The organism is uncultured Fluviicola sp., assembly GCF_902168135.1.
GTDB lineage: Bacteria > Bacteroidota > Bacteroidia > Flavobacteriales_D > Crocinitomicaceae > Fluviicola.
The window spans coordinates 1-21,880 of sequence record NZ_CABHOL010000014.1 but is presented as its reverse complement, the minus strand read 5'-3'; the positions used below and the strand labels follow the sequence as shown (position 1 = coordinate 21,880).

21 protein-coding genes are annotated in these 21,880 nt (G+C 41.9%); 16 read left to right on the top strand and 5 right to left on the bottom strand.

Features of this window, described 5'->3' with window-relative positions; genetic code table 11:
* Nucleotides 1-52: 52 nt before the first annotated feature.
* Nucleotides 53-496: a DUF1573 domain-containing protein gene (locus QZT69_RS03025; RefSeq protein WP_294670389.1), complete on the bottom strand. Its 444-nt coding sequence runs from the start codon at nt 494-496 to the stop codon at nt 53-55.
* 310 nt (nt 497-806) lie between these two features.
* Here QZT69_RS03025 and QZT69_RS03020 point away from each other — a divergent pair, with 310 nt between their 5' ends.
* Both QZT69_RS03020 and QZT69_RS03015 read left to right on the top strand, forming a co-directional pair.
* Nucleotides 807-2,702: a tetratricopeptide repeat protein gene (locus QZT69_RS03020; protein ID WP_294670386.1), complete on the top strand. Its 1,896-nt coding sequence runs from the start codon at nt 807-809 to the stop codon at nt 2,700-2,702.
* Between the two features lie 163 nt (nt 2,703-2,865).
* The gene (locus QZT69_RS03015; RefSeq protein WP_294670384.1) at nt 2,866-3,522 is read left to right on the top strand and encodes a response regulator transcription factor; all 657 of its coding nucleotides are present in this window, start codon (nt 2,866-2,868) and stop codon (nt 3,520-3,522) included.
* A gap of 66 nt (nt 3,523-3,588) precedes the next feature.
* On the opposite strand, the gene QZT69_RS03010 is transcribed toward QZT69_RS03015, so the two are convergent.
* Entirely contained in the window at nt 3,589-4,197 is a 609-nt protein-coding gene (locus QZT69_RS03010) for an NUDIX domain-containing protein (RefSeq protein WP_294670382.1), read from the bottom strand.
* A 7-nt stretch (nt 4,198-4,204) separates the two neighbouring features.
* Here QZT69_RS03010 and pyrE point away from each other — a divergent pair, with 7 nt between their 5' ends.
* A complete protein-coding gene (pyrE, locus tag QZT69_RS03005) occupies nt 4,205-4,846 on the top strand; it encodes an orotate phosphoribosyltransferase (RefSeq protein WP_294670380.1) in 642 nt (213 codons plus the stop codon).
* A 3-nt stretch (nt 4,847-4,849) separates the two neighbouring features.
* Entirely contained in the window at nt 4,850-5,248 is a 399-nt protein-coding gene (locus QZT69_RS03000; protein WP_294670378.1) for a hypothetical protein, read from the top strand.
* Between the two features lie 73 nt (nt 5,249-5,321).
* On the opposite strand, the gene QZT69_RS02995 is transcribed toward QZT69_RS03000, so the two are convergent.
* Entirely contained in the window at nt 5,322-6,083 is a 762-nt protein-coding gene (locus QZT69_RS02995; RefSeq protein ID WP_294670376.1) for a biotin--[acetyl-CoA-carboxylase] ligase, read from the bottom strand.
* An 81-nt stretch (nt 6,084-6,164) separates the two neighbouring features.
* Here QZT69_RS02995 and rsfS point away from each other — a divergent pair, with 81 nt between their 5' ends.
* The 5 genes from rsfS to QZT69_RS02970 are packed head-to-tail and all read left to right on the top strand — an operon-like array spanning nt 6,165 to nt 10,500.
* Nucleotides 6,165-6,542, top strand: coding sequence for a ribosome silencing factor (rsfS, locus tag QZT69_RS02990; protein WP_294670374.1), 378 nt, complete (start codon nt 6,165-6,167; stop codon nt 6,540-6,542).
* Nucleotides 6,543-6,549: 7 nt separating this feature from the next.
* The gene (gene ftsH / locus QZT69_RS02985; RefSeq protein ID WP_294670372.1) at nt 6,550-8,661 is read left to right on the top strand and encodes an ATP-dependent zinc metalloprotease FtsH; all 2,112 of its coding nucleotides are present in this window, start codon (nt 6,550-6,552) and stop codon (nt 8,659-8,661) included.
* 49 nt (nt 8,662-8,710) lie between these two features.
* Nucleotides 8,711-9,592 carry a phosphatidate cytidylyltransferase gene (locus QZT69_RS02980; protein WP_294670370.1) on the top strand — a complete coding sequence of 294 codons (882 nt, stop codon included), beginning with the start codon at nt 8,711-8,713 and terminating at the stop codon, nt 9,590-9,592.
* A 9-nt stretch (nt 9,593-9,601) separates the two neighbouring features.
* A complete protein-coding gene (locus QZT69_RS02975) occupies nt 9,602-10,264 on the top strand; it encodes a phosphatidylserine decarboxylase family protein (RefSeq protein WP_294670369.1) in 663 nt (220 codons plus the stop codon).
* A gap of 38 nt (nt 10,265-10,302) precedes the next feature.
* The gene (locus QZT69_RS02970; protein WP_294670368.1) at nt 10,303-10,500 is read left to right on the top strand and encodes a hypothetical protein; all 198 of its coding nucleotides are present in this window, start codon (nt 10,303-10,305) and stop codon (nt 10,498-10,500) included.
* A 68-nt stretch (nt 10,501-10,568) separates the two neighbouring features.
* Here QZT69_RS02970 and QZT69_RS02965 read toward each other — a convergent pair whose 3' ends face one another.
* Together QZT69_RS02965 and QZT69_RS02960 are read right to left on the bottom strand one after the other, a co-directional pair.
* A complete protein-coding gene (locus tag QZT69_RS02965; protein ID WP_294670367.1) occupies nt 10,569-10,997 on the bottom strand; it encodes a DUF2147 domain-containing protein in 429 nt (142 codons plus the stop codon).
* Between the two features lie 127 nt (nt 10,998-11,124).
* Nucleotides 11,125-11,700: an aminodeoxychorismate/anthranilate synthase component II gene (locus QZT69_RS02960; protein WP_294670366.1), complete on the bottom strand. Its 576-nt coding sequence runs from the start codon at nt 11,698-11,700 to the stop codon at nt 11,125-11,127.
* Nucleotides 11,701-11,736: 36 nt separating this feature from the next.
* Here QZT69_RS02960 and QZT69_RS02955 point away from each other — a divergent pair, with 36 nt between their 5' ends.
* The 7 genes from QZT69_RS02955 (at nt 11,737) to QZT69_RS02925 (ending at nt 21,320) form a co-directional block, all read left to right on the top strand.
* Nucleotides 11,737-12,114, top strand: coding sequence for a RidA family protein (locus QZT69_RS02955; protein WP_294670365.1), 378 nt, complete (start codon nt 11,737-11,739; stop codon nt 12,112-12,114).
* A gap of 21 nt (nt 12,115-12,135) precedes the next feature.
* Complete coding sequence (locus QZT69_RS02950) at nt 12,136-14,088, top strand: glycosyltransferase (RefSeq protein WP_294670364.1); 1,953 nt, start codon at nt 12,136-12,138, stop codon at nt 14,086-14,088.
* Nucleotides 14,089-14,160: 72 nt separating this feature from the next.
* Nucleotides 14,161-15,525: a dihydrolipoamide acetyltransferase family protein gene (locus tag QZT69_RS02945; RefSeq protein WP_294670363.1), complete on the top strand. Its 1,365-nt coding sequence runs from the start codon at nt 14,161-14,163 to the stop codon at nt 15,523-15,525.
* Between the two features lie 91 nt (nt 15,526-15,616).
* Nucleotides 15,617-17,956 carry an OmpA family protein gene (locus QZT69_RS02940; protein ID WP_294670362.1) on the top strand — a complete coding sequence of 780 codons (2,340 nt, stop codon included), beginning with the start codon at nt 15,617-15,619 and terminating at the stop codon, nt 17,954-17,956.
* Between the two features lie 91 nt (nt 17,957-18,047).
* Entirely contained in the window at nt 18,048-18,902 is an 855-nt protein-coding gene (locus QZT69_RS02935; RefSeq protein WP_294670360.1) for a 3'-5' exonuclease, read from the top strand.
* 108 nt (nt 18,903-19,010) lie between these two features.
* The gene (locus tag QZT69_RS02930) at nt 19,011-19,622 is read left to right on the top strand and encodes a fumarylacetoacetate hydrolase family protein (RefSeq protein ID WP_294670358.1); all 612 of its coding nucleotides are present in this window, start codon (nt 19,011-19,013) and stop codon (nt 19,620-19,622) included.
* An 81-nt stretch (nt 19,623-19,703) separates the two neighbouring features.
* On the top strand, nt 19,704-21,320 hold the full coding sequence (locus QZT69_RS02925; protein WP_294670356.1) for a gliding motility-associated C-terminal domain-containing protein: 1,617 nt from the start codon (nt 19,704-19,706) through the stop codon (nt 21,318-21,320).
* The last annotated feature ends 560 nt before the right edge of the window (nt 21,321-21,880 follow it).

Genomic DNA, 21,880 nt, shown 5'->3' with positions numbered 1-21,880 from the left:
CGGAATCCGTCAACTGACGTACCGCCCCTTACTTTTTTATATTTAACAGATCTTAGTTTGTCTTCGGAGATTCAGCGGGAGCTGCTTCCTGAGGTAATACTTTACCGGTAATTGTCAAAATAATCGGCTCAGTAGAAGCGTTTGTTGTTACAGTAATTGTCTTTGTAAACTGCCCGACACGCTTAGTATCGTAATTTACAACAATTTTAGAAGATTTTCCTTTTGCAATCGGTTCAGTTGGCTTCTCAGCAGCAGTACAACCGCACGAAGTCTGAACGTTAGTAATGATCAAAGGCGTTTTCCCGTTATTCTTGAATTCGAAAACGAATGGCTCCTTAGAATCGTAAGGGATTTCAGCTCTTTCGATTTTCAAAGTTTTAAAAGCTACAGTAGATTTTGCTTCTGTTTTTACTTCTTTTTTCGCTTTATCGTTCGTTGTTTGTGCAAAAGTTCCAAGTGAAATCAGTGAAACTGCAAGAATTGCGATTATTTTCATGTGTTTTTGTTTAGATTCCGCCTGCACGTGCAGGATCGGTGAGTTTTAACTATACAAGAATACGAACTCTTTTTCGAATGGTTGTTTAATTAACAAAAAATTAAATGCAAAAACTTCCGGGATATAAATGCTCTCAAGCAACTCCTTTCCGCCACTTCGCCGATTGGTCAATTTGCGTGTTTGCCAAATGGCAAACCAATATAGGCGAATCCACAATCTATAGTTATCAGAACGCTGTATAGAATTCGTAATTCGTAACCCGGAATTCGTAATTAACAGATATCTTCGTAATCCATTCAAAACGAGTTCCATGAAGTTGCTTCTAAGTTGCATACTCTTCTTCTGCACCGGATTATCATTTTCTCAGACGCAGCAGCAGCTGGATTCACTCGAACGCCTCATCCCTAAAAAAAGGGGAAGCGAAAAAGTCAGACTGTTAAACGATTTGACTTTCTACTACTTCCGGTCCGATGCGAAAAAAGCGATCGCTTTCGGTTCCAAATCATTGAAACTGGCAAAAACACTCAACAACGAAACGCTTTTAGCCAATACTTACAACGATTACTCCATGCCTTTCCTGACTACCGGGGATTTCCAAAAATCGGTATACCTGAACTACAAAGCACTTGAAATACGGATACGCTTGAAAGACACCACAGGAATGATTTCTTCCTACGCAAAACTGGGAAACGGCTACTTCGAACTTGGTCAATTCAAAAAAGCACAGCAATCCTATAATAAAGCCATTTATTTGGCGAAAATCGTGGGAGACGAGAACACACTCCTTCAAATTTATCAAAACACTGCAAACGTGCTGGAGGTAGGAGGATTTATTAAAGAGGCCCTCAAAATGCAGTTGGACATCCATGAAATCGCCGTAAGAACGGATAACAAAATGGTTCAACTCTCTAATTACGGGAACCTGGGATCCTGCTATCAAAAATTAAATCAATTCGACAAAGCCCGGGAAATGTATCTGAAAGCAGTACCGATAGCCCAAGAAATCAACCAGCCCGAACAACTGGCAATGGTTTACCAGGGCCTGGGAGTTGTTGAGAGAGCCGCGAAAAATACCGACCTCGGCTTGAAATACTATCAGCAGGCACTCAGATTGTACCGGAAACTGCATTCTAAAACAGGAGAAGGAATTATCGCCGTGAATATCGGAAACTCTTTTTTGGATCTCAATCAGCCCGACTCAGCTTCCTACTACCTGAACCTGGGATTGAAACTCGTTAAAGAAACCAAATCATACAGGCAGATATTGAACGCTTATAATGGACTCGCCGATTTGGAACTCAAGCGGAAAAACTACCAAAAAGCAGCTGAATACTTAGTCCTTAAGAATAACTACCAGGATAGTGTCACTATTTTCCAGGGAAATGAGCTCATAGCAGATGTATTCGGGAAATACGAATTGGAAAAACACCAACGTGCCCTGGCGCAAAGTGAAGCTAAAAATGCCAAAAATCAATTGTACCAGGCAATATGGGTAGGGATCTCTGCCGCACTTTTCCTACTTTTTGTAGTAGTCTTTCTCTTTTTCCGCCACAAACGAAAAATTGCAAAAGAGGAATTGATCCGGACCAAACAAGAAGAACATTATTTACGTGAAAAGCAGTTAAACGATCAAAAACTGAGCATTTCAAGAGAGCTGCACGACAATGTGGGATCCCAGATTACCTACCTGATCTCGTCTATCGACAACCTCACTTACCTGGACGAAGAAAACAAAAACCTCAACTCCAGGCTGCATGATCTGAGTGATTTCGGGAGAAATACCATGCAGGAACTTCGAAGTACGATATGGGCAATGAACACCGAGGATGGAAACGTTGAAACACTCTTAACGCGTGTGGAAAGCTTGAAAAACAAAGTCCCTGTCGCGATAGAAATTACAAACCATGTGAAAGAGAACCATCCGCTGAAATCAACAGAATTACTAAATCTATACCGCATTATCCAGGAAGCCATCCAAAATACGCTGAAACACGCAGAAGCAACCCTGATAGGGATTATCCTCGAAAAGAAACAAAACAAAGTTTCTGTGACAATTACCGATAACGGGAAAGGTATAAAAATCAAAGAAGGAAACGGGAATGGGCTGCAAAATATGCGTTACCGCTGCGAACAGATCGGAGGTACATTCGGGCTGACCAGCCAGGAAAACGGAGGCACAACAATTTCCTGCACATTCGGCATCTGACGTATTGCTTTACACCGCTTATAGTTGCACATTTGCATAAAAACAAGTTCAAATCTTCTTGGCTCTGTGAGCTAAGAAGGTTCAAAGGAGTTTAAGCGTTCAATTTGAACATTTGAACATTTCAACATTTCAACATTTCAACATTTCAACATTTGAACTATCTATGATAAGAATTGCAGTAGCCGAAGACAACCCTTTTTTAGCCAAATCCATCCAGGAAAAGCTAGCCCTCTTTCCGGGAGAATTGAAGTTCAAATTCCATGCATTTAATGGAAAATTGTTCCTGGAGAAATTAGCAGAAGACCCAATCGTGGATGTAATACTGATGGATATTCAAATGCCCGAAATGGACGGTATCGAAACCACACGCATCATTTCAGAACGCTATCCGCAGATCAAAATCATTATGCTTACGGTACTGGACGACGAAGAATCTATCTTCCAGGCAATCCTGGCAGGAGCAAACGGATACCTGTTAAAAGATGAAAACCCGCGGGTCCTGCTAGAAAGCATTCTATCCATCGTAGACGGCGGAGCCCCCATGTCATCCGGAATTGCATTAAAAGCTTTGAGATTGCTGCGGAATCCTATCAAACCGGATGAAGAAAAATCGGATATAAAAAGACCGGAGATTTCCCCACGCGAAATCGATGTTTTGAACCAGCTAAGCAAAGGAATGGACTACAAGCAAATTGCGGAAAACCTGATCATTTCACCGTCAACCGTTCGCAAGCACATTGAAAATATCTACAGCAAACTACAGGTACACAACAAAATAGAAGCCGTAAAAATTGCACAGAAACACCGTCTTATAGACTAATTATCAATTATTAATGACTTAATTATCAAGGAAAATTCACTTCTTGATAATTTGACACTTGATAATTCAAAAGTCCTTCGCCATATCCAGCACCTCCTTAATGGATTCATAAGTATTCTCACGGATCATACCCCATTCCTCCTTTTCGATCCATATTGCCTGCGTGATTGATTCTTCTTCCTGAGGAAAAACTTCCATCGATCCGGAATAATTGAGCGCATACCACCAGTTTTTCTTAATCGTAGGTCTTCCCATGTACGAATAGGTATGGAACGTGATCCCAAGAAGATGATCAATTATTGGGCCTTCGATCCCGCATTCTTCTTCAATTTCACGAACAGCTGCTTCCCAGGGCTGCTCATTGGCGTCCAATTTTCCCTTTGGAATATCCCACATTCCATGTCGTTCAATAAATAAATACCGCCGATCACACTTTACTATACCTCCGGCAGCATCCATAAACTCATACGCATGAAAAACTCGATTGAATGCCAACTCGAAATCCTCATAAACCACTAACAAACAACCGTTTGAACTTGAAAAATCAAATACATCCAGGAGCTTTGACAAATCATTTTCCAGCGAATTCCAAACCAAATCATACTTCCTGGAAGGCACTTCTTCCGATGAATCCAAAAATTCAATAACCGAATTATCAATAAAAACTTTGTACATTTGCACTATGATTTTAAATAAAGATCGAGCACTAAAAGTAGCGGAATTTTTGCTACAGATTAAAGCAGTAAAATTACAACCAAATTCTCCATTTACATGGGCTTCTGGTTGGAAATCTCCTATTTATTGTGATAATAGGATTACATTATCTTTCCCGGCAATCAGAACATACATTCGCCAGGGATATGCGGATGCAATTCTTGAACATTTCGGTAAACCGGATATTATTGCAGGTGTTGCAACCGGAGGAATTGCACAAGGTGCATTAGTGGCGCAGGAATTGGGAATCCCTTTTGTTTACGTTCGCAGCTCGGCGAAAGCTCATGGAATGGGAAATATGATCGAAGGTCACTTCGAAAAGGGACAGCGTGTAGTTGTCATCGAAGATTTAATCTCAACCGGCGGAAGCAGCTTACAGGCAGTTCAAGCTTTGAGAGAGGCCGGATTGGAAGTGAAAGGATTGGTTGCAATCTTTACATACGGATTTGATGTATCCATCAAAAACTTCTCCAATGCAGAATGTCCGTTCGTTACTTTGACAGATTATGATCACTTGATCGACCAGGCCTTGAAATCAGATTATGTAACAGATTCTGATGTAGATTCTCTGCGTGAATGGAAGATCAATCCTGACAACTGGAAAAACTAAGATATGTTACTAAAAACAGATTCTTCACCGGTAAACGCTTCGGCGCAAAAAGTATTTGAATTTCTTTCGGACGCAAAGAATATTGAGCACTTACTGCCCAAAGACAAGATATCTGATTTTCAGTCTGATGAAAACGGCTGTTCTTTCAAGGCTCAGGGTGGAATCGTTATTCCGCTGATCTACGTATCGAAAGAACCAAACACAAAGATTGTCATGGAATCCGGTGAAAAAGCACCGTTCAGTTATACTTTGTCAATTATTCTGAAAGAAACGGGAGTAAGCTGTGAAGGCCACCTTGAATTCGAGGCAAACATCAATATGTTCATGAAAATGATGGTTGAAAAACCATTGACCAGCCTTTTTGTCGTAATGACGAAAAACCTTCAGAAACAGTTTGAATGATATAAATATTTCGAAAAAACAGTAGGGGCGTAAAATTTTACGCCCCTACTGTTTTTTAATTCGGAACCCTGAATTAGGCATTCGGAATTACCCGACCATAGTTCGCTTCAAAATTCAATTCCTGGTTGTGATAGACGTTAATAACTCCATCCTTTTCCACCAGTAAATTCCCAATTAGGTCAACACCGCGTATTATTCCGGTAAACGGAACAGCGTTTTGGCGTTCCTCCAGGACAATCGCTTCATCTTTCTTCCATAAAAGAGACTCATAAGTACTTTTCAAAAAGTCGAAGTCAGCCTGCTGCACATACTGGTAAAACACATTCATTTGCCTGGACAAGACATCCAAAACGCTGAATACATCAGGGGATTTACCGGAAAGCTCCTCCAATGAAGTAGCATAACCAACACTTTGTACCGGGGAAATATTCACTCCAATTCCAACAATTGCACCTTCTACCCGGCCATTCTTCCAATTGGTCTCAATCAAAATCCCTGCAATTTTATGGCTGCCAACAAAAATATCGTTAGGCCATTTAATCGACACCTGCTTTCTCGTAAATGACTGAACCATTTCGCGAACAGCCAATGCGATCGCCATATTGAGATAACACAGATGGTCAACTGACAAAAAATCAGTTTTCAAAAAATAAGTTCCTGTAAACTGTTTAGCGCCTACAGACTGCCAATTTCGCCCTCTCTGCCCTCTTCCCGCGGTTTGATGCTCTGCCAAAATTACAGTCCCATGCGTCAATTTCCCTTCCGAAAGCAGCTTGGCAGCATAATTGTTAGTAGAGTCTACCTCATGTAATTGGATTATTTGTTGACCAATCATGTTTTATTAACAAGTATTTGCATTTAACAATCACACAAATCAAGCTAATAAATGCTTAGATTTGTATTTACAAATTTACGAATGTATAAAATAAAAAACGACATAGATTCTAAAGTACTTTGTGACGCTATCGTTGAAGGTATGCAAGAAAACAAAGCGAAAGACATCGTTGTATTAGACCTACGAAACATTTCAAATGCAGTTACCGACTTTTTTGTCATTTGCTCCGGTGAATCCAGTGTGCAGGTGGATGGTATTGCCTCAACGGTAACCAGACACACACGAAAGGAATTACAGGAAAAACCATGGCATCAGGAAGGAAAAACGACTTCCGAGTGGGTTTTACTGGATTATGTAAGTGTAGTTGCGCATATTTTCTACAAGGATGCACGACATTTTTATGAATTGGAAGACCTCTGGTCAGATGCAATCAGAACAGATATTCCAAATTTGAATTAACTCAATTATGGCTGAAAATAACAATTCAAACAAACCGAAAAAGAATCCTTATGCGATATACTGGATTTACGCAGTGATCGTAGTAGGAATTATCTTTGCTGCTTACTTCAACGGCTCTTCGGACACGCAACTGCGTAACATCAACACATTCTATTCGTTGGCAGATTCCAGTATGATCGCTGATGCGCGCATTGTGAATTACAAACGTGTAGACTTTAAGCTCAATGAAGCCGGTGAAAAAGCAATCAAAGCAAATCCGAATCCCAAGGGTGAATTAAAGTACATTAAAAGTGCCCTGGAAAAGAAAGGCAATAACTTCACTCAGAAAAACACTCCTGTTTTCTCCATCGATATTGTTGATGCAGGGAATTTTGAGACCAAACTGGATGAGATCAATGAGCGCCTTGTTGCTAAAGGAAAAGCAACTATTTCAGCTCCGCCTGTTGAAGAGCGTGACTATTTCAGTTCAATCATCGGGTTCCTTTTACCTATTCTGATCATTGTTTTGATCTGGGTTTTCGTGATGCGCCGTATGTCTGGCGGAGGCGGTGGTGCCGGAGGTCAGATATTTAACATCGGGAAGTCTCGTGCACAGGTTTACGAGAAAGGAAAATCCACAAATGTGACATTTAAGGATGTTGCAGGTTTGGAAGGAGCTAAGGAAGAAATCCAGGAAATCGTTGAGTTCTTAAGAAGTCCGCAGCGCTATACCGAACTGGGAGCTAAAATTCCGAAAGGAGCCTTATTGGTAGGCCCTCCGGGAACAGGTAAAACCTTATTGGCAAAAGCAGTTGCGGGTGAAGCAAAAGTTCCTTTCTTCTCGCTTTCCGGATCTGATTTCGTAGAAATGTTCGTAGGTGTGGGAGCGTCTCGCGTTCGGGATTTGTTCCGCCAGGCAAAAGAAAAAGCTCCGGCTATCATCTTTATTGATGAGATTGACGCAATCGGTCGTGCAAGAGGCAAAAACAACGGTTTCAACTCCAATGACGAGCGTGAAAATACACTGAACCAGTTATTAACTGAAATGGATGGTTTCGGAACAAACTCCGGAGTAATCATTTTAGCAGCAACGAACCGCGCAGATGTATTGGATGCAGCCTTGATGCGTGCAGGTCGTTTTGACCGCCAGATCTACGTAGATATGCCGGACTTGAACGAGCGTAAGGAAATTTTCCAGGTTCATTTAAAACCATTGAAACTGGATAAAAATATGGATATCGACTTCCTGAGCAAGCAAACACCAGGATTCTCCGGAGCTGATATCGCAAACTTGTGTAACGAAGCTGCTCTGATCGCTGCGCGTAAAAACAAAAAGTTTGTTGAAAAACAAGATTTCTTAGATGCAGTTGACCGTATTATCGGTGGATTGGAGAAGAAAAACAAAATCATTACCAAGGAAGAAAAACGTGCTATTGCTTTCCACGAAGCCGGTCACGCAACTACTTCCTGGTTATTGGAACATGCGCATCCATTGGTAAAAGTAACGATCGTACCACGCGGGCGTTCTTTGGGAGCTGCATGGTATCTGCCGGAAGAGCGACAAATCACCACTACGGAGCAAATCCTGGATGATATGTGTTCCGCTTTGGGAGGTCGTGCTGCCGAGCAGTTGATCTTCGGAAAAATCTCTACCGGAGCTTTGAGTGATTTGGAGAAAGTAACCAAGCAGGCGTATGCGATGGTTTCCATCTACGGATTGAACGAACGTGTCGGAAATATTTCCTTCTATGATTCACAGGGACGTGATACATTTACAAAACCGTATTCGGATGAAACAGCACGTATCATAGACGAAGAGGTAAGCAAGCTTATTGAAGAGCAATACCAGAGAGCTTTGCGCATTCTTTCAGAAAACAAAGACAAATTGAGTGCTTTGGCAAACAAGCTTCTGGACAAAGAAGTCATTTTCAAAGAAGATTTGGAAGAAATTTTCGGAAAGCGCCTGTGGAGTTCAGAAGAAGAAGTGAACGTTGCTGTGAATAATCCTCCTCGTGAAGATGCTGAAGCAGATTTAAACCCGGAAAACCCGATGAATGAAAGTTCGTCAGCTGATTCGGAATCGAATATCATTAATCCTACGATAGAACCGTTGGATAACACCAATAAGTCAGAAGAGTAATAACCTTCAAAATCCCCCTGACATTTATTGTCGGGGGGATCTTTTTTGTATGAAAGATGTATTGATACGCTCCGTTTTCGGGGCTTTATTTTTGATGGTTGTTTTCACTCCTTTCGTGTATGATGTGAGAAACAATGCAAATTTGCTGAATATCGTTTTCTACGTGTTTACCATGCTCGGGACACATGAATTGGGTGAAATGAGCAAGAAAAGCCCTTTCAAACACACGATGAAACTACCGGCTCTTCTCCTGGTAACGGCTTTGTTTATGCCGCTTTTAATCCAAACAGCAAAAGACTTTTTCCCTTTACTGTTCAACCCGGTTTGGGATTACTTCGTTGAAACTCCTGCGCTTTTGGTTCTTTGGGGAATTCTGATCGCAACCATCGTAGTACTGTCTTACTGGATCTTCAAAAAGGAAAAAATCGATTTCGTGTTCAAAAGTCCTTTTGTGTTCAACTTCTTCTACCCTGTTCTGCCGATGTGGACACTTGCAATTGCTTACACACTTACAAACCATTTAGACAAGCAAATGCTGCTGATTGTACTTCTGCCGATTTATTTGAATGATACTTTGGCTTATGTTTTCGGTCGTTTATTTGGAAAAACTCCGCTTATCCCAAGTGTTTCCCCCAAGAAAACCCGTGAAGGATTTGTAGGAGGAATGATCGGTGCGGCGATAGTGATGCTTGCCATCCTTTATTTTGTAGGATCATTCAACACACAAAATGCCCTTGCAATTGCCGGAGTATCTGTTTTAGCTAGTATTTTGGCTACGCTCGGCGATCTTTTTGAAAGCAAATTAAAACGCTCTATAAACATCAAAGATTCCGGAAATATTCTGCCGGGACATGGTGGAATTCTCGACCGAATTGACGCGATGCTATTCGTAGCTCCCGTTTTATACGTACTTTTGGCACTCATTAGCTAACATCAAAACATGACACTTCACAGGGAAGGAACAACTACAATTATTATTGCAGTCATCATTTTAGGATTGATCCAATGGGGAAATTACTGGCTGTACACGAAAACAGAATGGCTTTGGTTATTCCTGTTATTATCGGCCGGAGCATTGGTAATGCTCTACCTGGTAGTACAGTTTTTCAGAATTCCCAAACGCACTTTCACGTTCACAGATTCGGACATTCTATGCCCTGCAGACGGTAAAGTTGTAGTTATTGAAGAAGTAGAAGAAACGGAATATTTCAAAGACCGTCGTATACAGGTTTCTATTTTCATGTCGCCGTTAAATGTACACGCAAATTATTTCCCTATCAGCGGAATTGTGAAATACGTGAAATACCACAAAGGATTGTTCCTGGTTGCCTGGCATCCGAAAAGTTCAACGGACAATGAACGCAGTACGGTTGTCGTACAGCATTCTTCCGGTCAGGAAGTATTATTCCGCCAGATTGCCGGAGCAGTTGCAAGACGTATTTGTTATTATGCGAAGGAAGGTCAAACAGCAGAAACAGGCCAGGAATTCGGTTTCATTAAATTCGGTTCCCGTGTAGATGTATTTTTACCACTTGGCACGAAATTAGATGTTAAAATTGACCAGGATGTTAAAGCTAAGTTAACGAAGCTTGGCTCATTCTAATATTAATTGTATTTTTAAGCAAATTAAATTCTTGAATCATGAAAAAAGCATTTGTTGCATTGACTTTATTGATGTTCGTAGGTTCCGTAAGCGCTACAGTTTACGCTTCTTCTAACAACACAACTGTTTCTATCGTTAAGCACGACGAGAAAAAAGGTAAAAAGAAGAAAAACAAAAAAGGTTCTTGCTCCAGCGAGAAATCCGGAGGAACTTGCTGCCAAAAGAAAGCTGCGTAATATACACAACGAAATAAAAAAACCTGATCCGTACCGGATCAGGTTTTTTTGTATCCTCTATTTTCTGTTTAATCTGCTTTTATCCAGGTTTGAGTTCTGTAGAACGGCCCCACGTATCCTCTAACATGTAACTTGGTAAAATCATCGCGGTCGATCCAGATCGCACAAGTATACACTTTTCCGTTTTCCGGATCTACAATCGTTCCGTCTTCCCATTCGCCTCCATCCCATTTCAATCCGCGGACGATTTGCAAACCTACCAGAGGTTGATCTTTACGATCGTCGGTGCACTTCTTGCACTTCGGATTGTCTTCCCTTCCTTCTCTCGGGTACAGGTAAGTGATTTTTCCATAAAGCTTGTCGTCCTTCTTGTAAAGTTCCACTTTAGACTTCTTCTTGCCTGTTTTGTCGTCAATTGTAACCCACGTACCTATGCAGGATTGCGCCTTGGCAACTACAAAAAACAACAGAAATAACGATGTGGTTATCCATTTCATAGTTTCGAATTTTAACCCCAATATACAACTTTTTACTATGATTGCATAAGAATTAACTGCTTAGACCAAAATTCTAATCTCATTTTAATCTGGGCTTATTCTTAAAGGAGGCTGGGCGAAGTCGAAGTCACCTTTGGACAATCCCCACAAAATTCCGGATCATCTGAAGTCCGTTTGGAGTGAGAATACTTTCCGGGTGAAACTGAACGGCATAGATATTTTTTTCAGGAATTTCCATCGACATCAGGACCTCACTTTCAGAAAAAGCAGTTGGAGTAAACGGAGAATCTTCTTCCAGGCGAACCGCCCAGGAATGGTACAGTCCCACTTCAAACCGGTCCGGAATTGCTTCGTAAAAAAGAGAATCCTTCTTTGTCAATTGAATTTCCTCGGCCAATCCGTGTTTCACGATTTCCTGGTTGTAAACAGTATCTCCGGCATGAATAGCCAAGGCCTGCATCCCCAAACACACTCCCAATACAGGAATGTTTTGAGCAAATAATCGGGCAACTACTTCCATGAGTTTTCCTGCCTGAGGTGGAAGTCCGGGTCCGGGTGAAAGAACAACTGCATGGTAACCTCCAAGCGAAGAGCAGTCGACTTCCAGGTTCGTAACCACATCCACATTTATCCCGCATTGCTCCAGGTAATGAACAATGTTGTAGGTAAAGGAATCGAAGTTATCTACTAATAAAAACCGCATGTGCCCCAAATTTACTAAACTTGCAAAAAAGAATCGATGAAAAAGGCAATTCAAATTCCGGGAGCTCCGGCTCCGATCGGGCCATACAGCCAGGCAATTATTAGCGGTGACACCGTTTATGTAAGTGGTCAGATTCCTTTAAACCCGTTTACCGGAGAATTGGAGGTCGGATCGATTGAAGCTGCAACGCACCAAATTCTTAAAAACATCGAATCCTTATTGAAAGAAGCCGGTCTGACATTGAACCACATTGTAAAATGCAGCATTTTCATGACAGACTTAGGGCAATTTTCCGAGATGAATACCGTTTATGGTTCATACTTTCAGGACGTGCCTCCGGCAAGAGAGACTGTTCAGGTTTCCAAACTGCCTATGAACGTTCCGATTGAAATTTCTTGTATTGCCGTAAAATAAACATTATACACTCGCGTAATTGTGACCCATTCTGCTCCGAAAATTGCTGTTATCATAGTCAACTACAACGTTGTCTTTTTCCTGGAGCAATGCCTGAATTCCGTTTCAGAAGCCATGAAACAGGAACCGGCAGAAGTTTGGGTGGTCGACAATAATTCCGTTGACGGATCTGTTGAAATGGTCCGCGAGAAGTTTCCATGGGTAAAAGTCATTGCCAACAAAGACAACAAAGGATTTTCCAAAGCCAATAACCAGGCCATGGAAATTTCCGAATGCAAATACCAGCTGCTTTTAAATCCGGATACCGTTATTGAAGAAGACACCTTGTTCAAGGTAGTCAAATACATGGACGAACACCCGGAAGTCGGCGGATTGGGCGTACGAATGGTTGACGGAAAAGGAGTGTTCCTGCCCGAATCCAAAAGAGGTTTGCCTACACCGGCAGTTGCATTCTACAAAATATTCGGTATTTCACGCATTTTCCCCAAGTCAAAGATCTTTGGAAAGTACCATTTGGGATACCTGTCCGAATTTGAAACCAACGAAATTGAAATCCTTTCCGGTGCATTCATGCTGATGCGTAAGGAAGCTTTGGACAAAGTCGGCTTATTGGACGAAGAATTCTTCATGTATGGCGAAGACATCGACCTTTCATACAGGATTGTCAAGGGCGGCTACAAAAACGTCTACTTCCCGGAAACGCGAATTATTCATTACAAAGGAGAAAGCACCAAAAAAAGTTCGGTAAACTATGTATTCGTGTTTTACCGCGCGATGGTCATTTTTGCCCGCAAGCACTTCTCTCAAAAGAATGCGCGTTTGTTCTCCTTCCTGATCAATTCAGCGATCTATTTCAGGGCGGGACTGGCAATCGGGATGCGTTTCATCCGCAAGATCACCCTTCCGGTTTTTGATACCCTATACTTATTGCTTGGATTGTTTGCCCTGACCAATTACTGGCAGCAGGCGCAGATCGATTTTCCGGAGCAGAGCACCAATATCCTGATCCTGGTTTACACCTTTATCTGGATGACTTCCGTTGCTTTGCAGGGCGGGTATGATCAGCCCATTACTTTTAAGAAATTTATTTTCGGAGGTGCGATCGGGACCGCGTTTATTTTGATACTCTATGCACTTTTTCCGAAAGAATGGCAGTTTTCACGCTTGTTCATTCTATTGGGCGCATGCTGGATAATCGGGTACTATATTCTTTCAAGATCTATACTTCACCTGGCAATAGGGAAGCGTTTTACTATCAACGGCCGCAAACATGCCAATTTCGCCATTGTAGGTTCACCGGAAGAATTTGAACGCGTTTCGAATTTACTGCATCAAACACAGCCTAAAATTGCACGGATCGTTTCGGTTTCTTTGGACGAAAATCATGGAAAAGATTCGCTCGGATCAATCAATCAGCTGGAACAGATCGTTCGCGTACACACTATTGATGAAATCATCTTTTGCGCCAAAGACCTGAGTGCCGCCGATATCATACATTGGATGACGGCTATTCCGGATATTTCGGTCGATTATAAAATTGCCCAGCCCGACAGCCAATACCTGATAGGTTCCAATTCCATTGAAACAGCAGGTGATCTGTACATCCTGGAAATAAATGCGATTAGTCAGCCGGCAAAAAAGCGCCAGAAAAGATTGTTTGATTTCCTGGTCGGAATCTTTTTACTGCTTACTTCTCCCCTGATAATTTGGGTTTACAAAAATAAAACCCAATTCCTGGGGAATATTTTCAAACTGATCGGCGGAAGAAAAACGGTTGTTTCCTATAACGACCCCGGTAATTCCACCAACAAACAATTGCCCAAAATCAAAAAAGGAATCCTTACTCCGACCGACCAATTAAGCGGTTTGGACGAGAATCTGAAATCAAAACTGGATTTGCTTTATGCACGTGAATATTCGGTCTTACGGGACATCCAGATTTTGTGGAAATCGTGGAAAAAATTAGATCAATAAAAAGCATTGGTGAAAATCCTATTTTTTCCGTTATTTTTGTACGAAAATTAATCGAGAATTCTTAGTCGTTATATGGCACAAATTGAAATTCGTCTTCCAAAAATGGGAGAAAGCGTTACAGAAGCTACCATTACCAACTGGTTGAAAGAAGTGGGTGACACGGTAGCAATGGATGAACCTTTGGTAGAAGTTGCAACGGATAAAGTTGACAACGAATTACCATCCGAAGCAGCTGGAGTTTTGGTTCAAAAGTTATTTGAAAAAGACCAGGTTGCTCAAGTTGGTGACGTAATTGCGATTATCTCTACAGATGGAGACACTGCACCGGCTGCGCCAAAAGCTGAACCTGCGGCTGTAGCGGCAGTTGCTGAAACGGTTGCTCAAGCTCAGGCAGTAGTTTCTAATGGAGGAGTTACTCTTGAGAAAAGCAGTGGAAATGGAAAATTCATTTCTCCGCTTGTAAGAAGCATTGCACAAAAAGAAAACATCTCCATGTCGGAAATTGATGCTATCAACGGAACTGGCATGGGTGGACGAGTGACTAAAAAAGACATTCTTTCCTACATCGATACACGCGGAACCGGTGCTCCGGCAGCTGCAGTAACTACTGCACAGCCAACACCTGCTGTTTCTGCACCGGTTGCATCCAATAACGGAGCTGCTCCGGTTGTTTCAGGAGGATCTTCATTCCTAAGCAATATCAAAGAACCGGTTGTTATTGCAAATCCGGGTGATGAAATTATGGAAATGGACCGCATGCGTAAGCTGATTGCTGAGCACATGGTGATGTCCAAGCATGTTTCTCCACACGTTACTTCTTTCGTGGAAGCTGATGTTACGAACATCGTGAACTGGAGAAACAAAATGAAAAAAGAGTTCGAAAAGCGTGAAGGTGAAAACTTAACGTTCACTCCTATTTTCATGGAAGCAATCGTGAAAGCGATCAAGGATTTCCCAATGATCAACGTTTCTTTATCCGGGAACCAGATCATTAAGAGAAAAGATATCAATATCGGTATGGCAACGGCACTTCCTTCCGGAAACCTGATCGTTCCTGTAATTAAGCAGGCCGACCGCATGAACCTGACGGGAATTGCTAAATCCGTAAACGAATTGGCGAGAAATGCTCGTGACAATAAGTTGAAACCGGAAGATATCCAGGGTGGAACATATACGGTAACAAACGTAGGAACATTCGGGAACGTGATGGGAACTCCAATCATCAACCAACCGCAGGTTGCAATCCTTGCATTGGGGGCAATTCGCAAAATGCCGGCTGTTATTGAAACACCGGAAGGAGACTTTATCGGTATCCGCCACAAAATGTTCTTATCGCATTCATACGATCACCGTGTGGTTGACGGTTCCCTTGGAGGCCAGTTTGTACGTCGTGTTGCTGACTATTTAGAGCAATTCGATGTCAACAGAGAAATCTAAGTTTGCATTTTTTGTAACTAAAAAATAAAATGAACGTAAGACCCACCAACTTAAACTGAAAGAGGTGGGTCTTTCTTAATTTATAGAGCAAATGAAATTACTGAAATCTACTATTTTACTTATACTCTTGCGTTCTTTTGCTTCCTTTGGTCAGTACGACACCAAAAAAGTAATGGAAATGATCAATAACGGAACGGAATCCGAATTGGTAATGGAGAGTGCGATCATGATCCAGGAAGGTTATTTTTATCAAGCTGGGATGATCGTTGACAAATTGCTTGAATTTCAACCAACGAGTTCGAATTACAACTACCGCCGGGGGTACATCTATTTGGAGATGTCGAGAGACTTTGTCAAAGCGATGCCCTATTTGGAACGAGCAGTTGTAAAAACAGATAAAAAATACGATCCGTTCAACACCAAAGAAACTGCGGCTCCTATTGATGCTTATTTTGAAATGGGCCAATGTTACCACATGGCTGGAAACATTGATAAGGCTGAAGAATACTACAATAAATTCCTGGCCACTTCTATTACCAAATCAAACAATGTATTCTTTGCAAAACTGTACCTGGAACAATGTAAAGTAGCACGTGCAGAAATGCAAAATCCGAAGAATGTGTATTTGAAAAACATGGGAACAACTGTCAATACAGCCAACCCGGAATATTCTCCCGTTATTTCACTGGATGGTTCTGCTCTGTATTACACCTCTCGCAGAAGATGGCCTACAGGAGCTTCAGACAAAGGTTTGGATCCAAGAAACAATATGTACCCGGAAGATATTTATGTGTCTTACCGCGATTTTGATTCCACCTGGATGTACCCGGTTAAACTGGAGTTCTGTGATTCCCTGCAAAACGAAGCAACTTTGGCCGTAAGCCCGGATGAGCGCCGTGTATATGTTTACCAGGATACCAAAGGGAACGGAGATATTTTCTATTCCGATTTCTCTACCAACAGGTTCCAGGAAGTTTCTCATTTGGAAGATAAAAAAATCAACACAAACGATTGGGAAACACACGCAACTGTAACTCCGGACGGACAGCGCATGTATTTTGTATCCAATCGCAAAGGAGGATTCGGTGGACGTGATATCTATTACTGTATCAAACAAAAAGACGGCAACTGGGGAGATCCTGTGAATGCAGGACCGAATATCAACGGACCTATGGACGAAGAATCTCCGTTCGTTTCAATTGACAACAGCACCCTTTATTTCTCAAGCAACGGAAACAAAAGTATGGGCTGGTTCGATATTTTCATGTCGAAAGCCGACGGAAAAGGAGCTTGGGGACCTGCTGTGAACCTTGGTGCTCCGATCAACTCAACCTGTGATGATCTTTTCTACACGACAACAGTTGACGGGTTAACAGGATATATGACTTCTGTTCGTTTGCAAGGAAAAGGAGAAAAAGACATCTACGAGATCAAGAACAATTACTTGGGAGTTAAGAATATTGCAGTATTAAACGGGAAAATAAACGTGATTGGCAACAGACCGCTTCCAGAAGATGTTTCGGTAACATTGAGATGTTTGAACTGTGAGAATCCTTACGACCGAAAATTATTCCCGCGTCTGCGTGACGGTGTGTTCATGAACTCATTGGAGCCTTGTAAAGAATATGACCTAACCTTCTCTTATGAGAAAGACGGTAAGAAAAACTTCTACAACGAGAAATTCAAGACAGAATGTAACAAAGAATATTCGGAAGTTTACCGTGAGTTCTGGCTGGATCTTGACAAGCAAATGATGGTGAAACCTTACTATGTGGTTGGAACAATTACAGACAGTAAGACCAAAGAAAAACTATCCGGAGTTGCGATCACACTTGTTAATAAGAACACCGGAGAGAAACTTTCCCAATCCGTAACTGCGGCTGCCGGAGCATACAAAACCGATACACTTGGTGGTATGAAGAAAGGCGACAACGTGGAGTTTGCTTTGACATTGGAAAAATCAGGATACGTGACTATGACATACGACGCTTCGGTGACTTTGGACGACAACTCTGAGATCCGCATCGACCGTTCATTAGCTAAGAATGAAGTTGGAACCGATATCGGGTTGGATGTAAACCCAATTTATTTCGACTATAATAAGTGGGATATTCGTCCGGATGCAGCTGCCGAATTGGATAAAATCGTGAAAATTATGAAGGCCAATCCGGGTATCAAGATCGAGCTTGGTTCCCACACGGATAGCCGGGGTACGGATGAGTACAACAGAAAACTATCCGATCAGCGTGCGAAGGCTTCTGCCCGTTACATCGTTTCGAAGGGAATTGCTGCCAACAGAATTACCGGAAAAGGATATGGTGAAGCGAAACTGAAAGTATCTGATCAACAAATCAACAGCATCCAAAGCTGGGATGAGAAAGAAAAGGCACATCAGCTGAACCGTAGAACAGAGTTCCTGATCGTGAAATAAATCATAAAAAACACCATAAAAACGTAGGGGCGAAAAATTTTTCGCCCCTACGTTTTTTATTTTCCCCATCTTTGAATATAACTTTTACATTATGAACTTATCACTCACCCGAAACTTTGTTATGCTGGACCTGGAAACCACCGGATTGGATGTAGCAAAAGATCGGATTATTGAAATTGCACTGATTAAGATTACTCCCAACGGAGAGCAGAGTGAGTATTATAAACGGATTAACCCCACTATTCCAATCACGAAAGAATCTGCTGAAATTACTGGTATTACAGACGAAATGGTGAAAGATGAGCCCACTTTCGCACAGCTTGCTGATGAGATTGCTGCTTTCATCGGTGACGCTGATTTGGGTGGTTACAATTCAAACAAGTTCGACATTCCTGTTCTGGCTGAAGAGTTCCTGCGCATCAACCATGCTTTCAAAGTGAATGACCGCCGGTTTATAGACGTACAAAACATCTTCCACAAAATGGAACAGCGCACACTGGCTGCCGCATACCAGTTTTACTGCAAAGAATCCATGGAAAATGCGCACAATGCTTTGTATGATACCAAAGTAACACTGGATGTATTTAAAGCGCAATTGGAGCGCTATCCGGACCTTGCAAATACGATTCCCGAGCTGTCTGACTTTTCCCGCCAGGGCAACCAGGAGTGGCACGACTTTGCGGGGCGGCTGGCAAAAACGAAAGACGGTCAGGTTTGCTACAACTTCGGGAAACACAAAGGAAAGACGGTAGCAGAAGTAGCAGAATCAGAACCGGGCTATTTTGGCTGGATGATGGACGCTGACTTCCCCCTATTCACCAAACAATTGCTACGCGAAGAAATGGAACGTATCAAGCAGAAGCGCCGTGAGAAACGCGAAGGTGAAAATTCCACTATGAGTATGGAGGATAAACTGGCAGCGCTTCAGAATAAGTTTAAAAAATAATTGAAAATCCCGAAAAGTCGGGACAAGTTGGAGAATGGAATAATTGAAAAGACTTTTCAATTCAATTGAACTTTTGAAACATTTGAACTCTTTGAACTTTAAAATAAAATGAAAATCATCTGTATAGGGCGTAACTACGCCGACCACGCAAAAGAATTAAACAATCCGCTTCCGACAGAACCGGTTTTCTTTATGAAACCGGATACGGCATATTTACCTGCAGGGAATGACTTTTATATTCCGGATTTTACCAAAGACCTGCATTACGAATGTGAAATTGTGGTGAAAATCAAAAAAGTGGGAAAAAACATCCAGGAGAAATTTGCTTCAACTTATTACGATGAAATCTCACTGGGGATCGACTTTACAGCACGCGATCTGCAGGAACAGTGCAAGGCAAAAAGTCTTCCGTGGGAAAAAGCAAAAGGATTTGACAACAGTGCCCCGATGGGTGCAAAGTTCATACCGGTAGATTCTTTGGATCTGAACAACTTTCATTTCACGCTGAAGAAGAACGGAACTGTGGTTCAAAACGGACATACAGCCGACATGATCTTCTCCATCGATAAAATAATTGCATACGTTTCCCAATTCGTAACTTTAAAAACAGGAGACTTAATTTTTACAGGAACACCTGCAGGAGTTGGTCCGGTGGCAATTGGGGATCACTTAGAGGGATTTATCGGCGAAGAGAAGTTGTTGGACTTAAAAATCAAGTAGTATGGTAGAAACGTAATTAAGATTGCAGCATTTTGTTTCAGATTGCCCAACTTGTTATGCAAAAACTGCGTTCTTTCCACTATGAAAATCAATCTTCTTTTCTTCCTGATCTCATTTTCCTACTCCGTCTCCGGTCAGAACCTAGTCCCAAATCCTGATTTTGAAACTTACAACAATATACCTTGCTCCTGGATCGGAACCCCCGCTGACCTGGCCGATATTCTCCCTAACTGGATGATACAGAGTGGTAGTCCGGATGTATTCAGTACACTGTCTTCCAATGATTGTTTTGCCAATGCCACTCAATCCACCGAATACTATTCTCCCGGAAAACAGCAGCCACATTCGGGCGATTTTATGGGTGGAATAATTACTTACGGTGCCGGTATGGGTTCTTATTCTCAATACAGGGAATCCTATGAAATAAAGCTATCTACTCCGTTAACCGTAGGACAAACCTATTATGCCGAATTTTATGTTTCTCTTGCAGAGCAATCAGGATTCGCCAGCAATAACATCAGTCTTTATTTTTCCGTTCCGCTTATTCCTTTTAATCTTACTGACTGGGGCCCACTTCATGTCACTCCCCAAATTTCAGAAACATCCATTGTAGCTGATACAACCGGATGGACTAAAGTCTCCGGGACCTTTATTGCGGATTCACCCGCAGAATACCTGGTCATAGGCAACTTCACAGATGACAATCTGACACAGGTTACTCACATGAAGAGCAATACGTCCTTTGCTAACGCATACTATTTTATTGATGATCTGTTGGTTAAAGAAACCTGTCTGGCAGTTAGCAGTAATCAAACAATTTGTCAAAACGAATCCGCTACAATCTCTGCATCCTCCGATTCTTTTCACGGGTGGACACTTTCCACAAATCCCGAAACTATCATTTCTACCGATTCAATCTTTCTGGTTACTCCGCTTTCAACAACCACTTATCTGGCTTTATCGGATTGTGACACTTTTTCAGTGACTGTCAATGTCCAAACCCTTCCTCCTGATCTGTTCCTGGGAAATGATACTACGATTTGTGAAGGGACAGTACTCATACTAAAAGCTGCCGATCCGAACGGAAGTTATACCTGGCAGGATGGTTCGGCAAAACCTTATTTTGATGTTGACACAAGCGGAACTTACAGCCTAATCGAAACGAATCAATGTGGCACTTCTGTTTCCGAAATCCAGGTGAATTTTTCCCCCTTACCCGTTATTCCTTTTGAAAACCTTACTTATCTCTGTGAAGGGGGAAGTATATTCCTCAATGAATATGAACCTACATTGCAGGCAGAGTATGTGGATGCTACCGGGACCATGATGCTTACCACTAAAGTAATCTCAGATCCCGGAATGTATACGTTGATAGCTCAAAATTCATGTGGTTATTCAGTGAAACAAATAATAGTCAAAATGAAAGATTGTGCTTACGGAATCGAAATGCCCAATATCGTTACACCGAACGGAGATAATATTAATGACCTGTTTACTCCCGTTTTTTCAAAAGGAATCCTAGAGATGCAAACAAGAATCTTTAATCGCTGGGGGGAACTCATTTATGAAACCAGCAATCCTGCCATAGAATGGAACGGGGCATCTTACGCGGAAGGTGTTTATTTTTGGCGGATCGTGTACACGGACATAGACTCAAACGAGAACACACAACAGGGGTTTGTTCAGGTCATAAAATAATTTCCAATTATGAGCCGGGACTGAGCGAATGACGAATTTTCTTAATTATTGAAAAGGCCATTCTGCATTCCTCTTCGCTTTCACGAAATAAACAATCGTTCCGAGGCTGATCACACCCAATCCTGCGAGGATCATCTGCCAGCCGGTAGAAATTAAAATTCCAACCCAAAGAATGATTGCCAGAATAGCCGGAATCGGGAATAGATGCATTTTCCAGGGAAAGAACAATTTTCCGTGCTTTCTGTGAAGCAAGATTAGTCCAACAGACTGACCAATGAACTGAATCAGGATACGCATGGCCAGAATGGCACTGATCACATCACTTAACTTAAATAACAAACTGAACAGGAATCCCAGTCCTCCAAGAAAAAGCAAGGAGATATGCGGAAACTGTTTCGTTGGGTGTAATCTTGAAAAGACTTTAAAGAAAGAACCGTCTTCTGCAGCGGCATAAGGAATACGGCTATATCCCAGTGTTGCAGAGCTGTCTCTTATACACATCTCCGAGCCCACGAGACAGGCAGAAATCTCGTATGCCGTCTTCTGCTTGAAAAAAAAAA

Excerpts from the sequence above, each read along its gene's own strand:
- QZT69_RS02935 (WP_294670360.1), top strand. The coding sequence starts at position 18,048 with ATGAACTTATCACTCACCCGAAACTTTGTTATGCTGGACCTGGAAACC.
- QZT69_RS02995 (WP_294670376.1), bottom strand. The coding sequence starts at position 6,083 with ATGATTGGTCAACAAATAATCCAATTACATGAGGTAGACTCTACTAAC.
- QZT69_RS02960 (WP_294670366.1), bottom strand. The coding sequence starts at position 11,700 with ATGCGGTTTTTATTAGTAGATAACTTCGATTCCTTTACCTACAACATT.
- QZT69_RS02940 (WP_294670362.1), top strand. The coding sequence starts at position 15,617 with ATGAAATTACTGAAATCTACTATTTTACTTATACTCTTGCGTTCTTTT.
- rsfS (WP_294670374.1), top strand. The coding sequence starts at position 6,165 with ATGTATAAAATAAAAAACGACATAGATTCTAAAGTACTTTGTGACGCT.
- QZT69_RS02965 (WP_294670367.1), bottom strand. The coding sequence starts at position 10,997 with ATGAAATGGATAACCACATCGTTATTTCTGTTGTTTTTTGTAGTTGCC.
- QZT69_RS03000 (WP_294670378.1), top strand. The coding sequence starts at position 4,850 with ATGTTACTAAAAACAGATTCTTCACCGGTAAACGCTTCGGCGCAAAAA.
- QZT69_RS02975 (WP_294670369.1), top strand. The coding sequence starts at position 9,602 with ATGACACTTCACAGGGAAGGAACAACTACAATTATTATTGCAGTCATC.
- ftsH (WP_294670372.1), top strand. The coding sequence starts at position 6,550 with ATGGCTGAAAATAACAATTCAAACAAACCGAAAAAGAATCCTTATGCG.
- QZT69_RS03025 (WP_294670389.1), bottom strand. The coding sequence starts at position 496 with ATGAAAATAATCGCAATTCTTGCAGTTTCACTGATTTCACTTGGAACT.
- QZT69_RS02930 (WP_294670358.1), top strand. The coding sequence starts at position 19,011 with ATGAAAATCATCTGTATAGGGCGTAACTACGCCGACCACGCAAAAGAA.
- pyrE (WP_294670380.1), top strand. The coding sequence starts at position 4,205 with ATGATTTTAAATAAAGATCGAGCACTAAAAGTAGCGGAATTTTTGCTA.
- QZT69_RS03010 (WP_294670382.1), bottom strand. The coding sequence starts at position 4,197 with ATGTACAAAGTTTTTATTGATAATTCGGTTATTGAATTTTTGGATTCA.
- QZT69_RS02980 (WP_294670370.1), top strand. The coding sequence starts at position 8,711 with ATGAAAGATGTATTGATACGCTCCGTTTTCGGGGCTTTATTTTTGATG.
- QZT69_RS03015 (WP_294670384.1), top strand. The coding sequence starts at position 2,866 with ATGATAAGAATTGCAGTAGCCGAAGACAACCCTTTTTTAGCCAAATCC.
- QZT69_RS03020 (WP_294670386.1), top strand. The coding sequence starts at position 807 with ATGAAGTTGCTTCTAAGTTGCATACTCTTCTTCTGCACCGGATTATCA.
- QZT69_RS02945 (WP_294670363.1), top strand. The coding sequence starts at position 14,161 with ATGGCACAAATTGAAATTCGTCTTCCAAAAATGGGAGAAAGCGTTACA.
- QZT69_RS02925 (WP_294670356.1), top strand. The coding sequence starts at position 19,704 with ATGAAAATCAATCTTCTTTTCTTCCTGATCTCATTTTCCTACTCCGTC.
- QZT69_RS02970 (WP_294670368.1), top strand. The coding sequence starts at position 10,303 with ATGAAAAAAGCATTTGTTGCATTGACTTTATTGATGTTCGTAGGTTCC.
- QZT69_RS02955 (WP_294670365.1), top strand. The coding sequence starts at position 11,737 with ATGAAAAAGGCAATTCAAATTCCGGGAGCTCCGGCTCCGATCGGGCCA.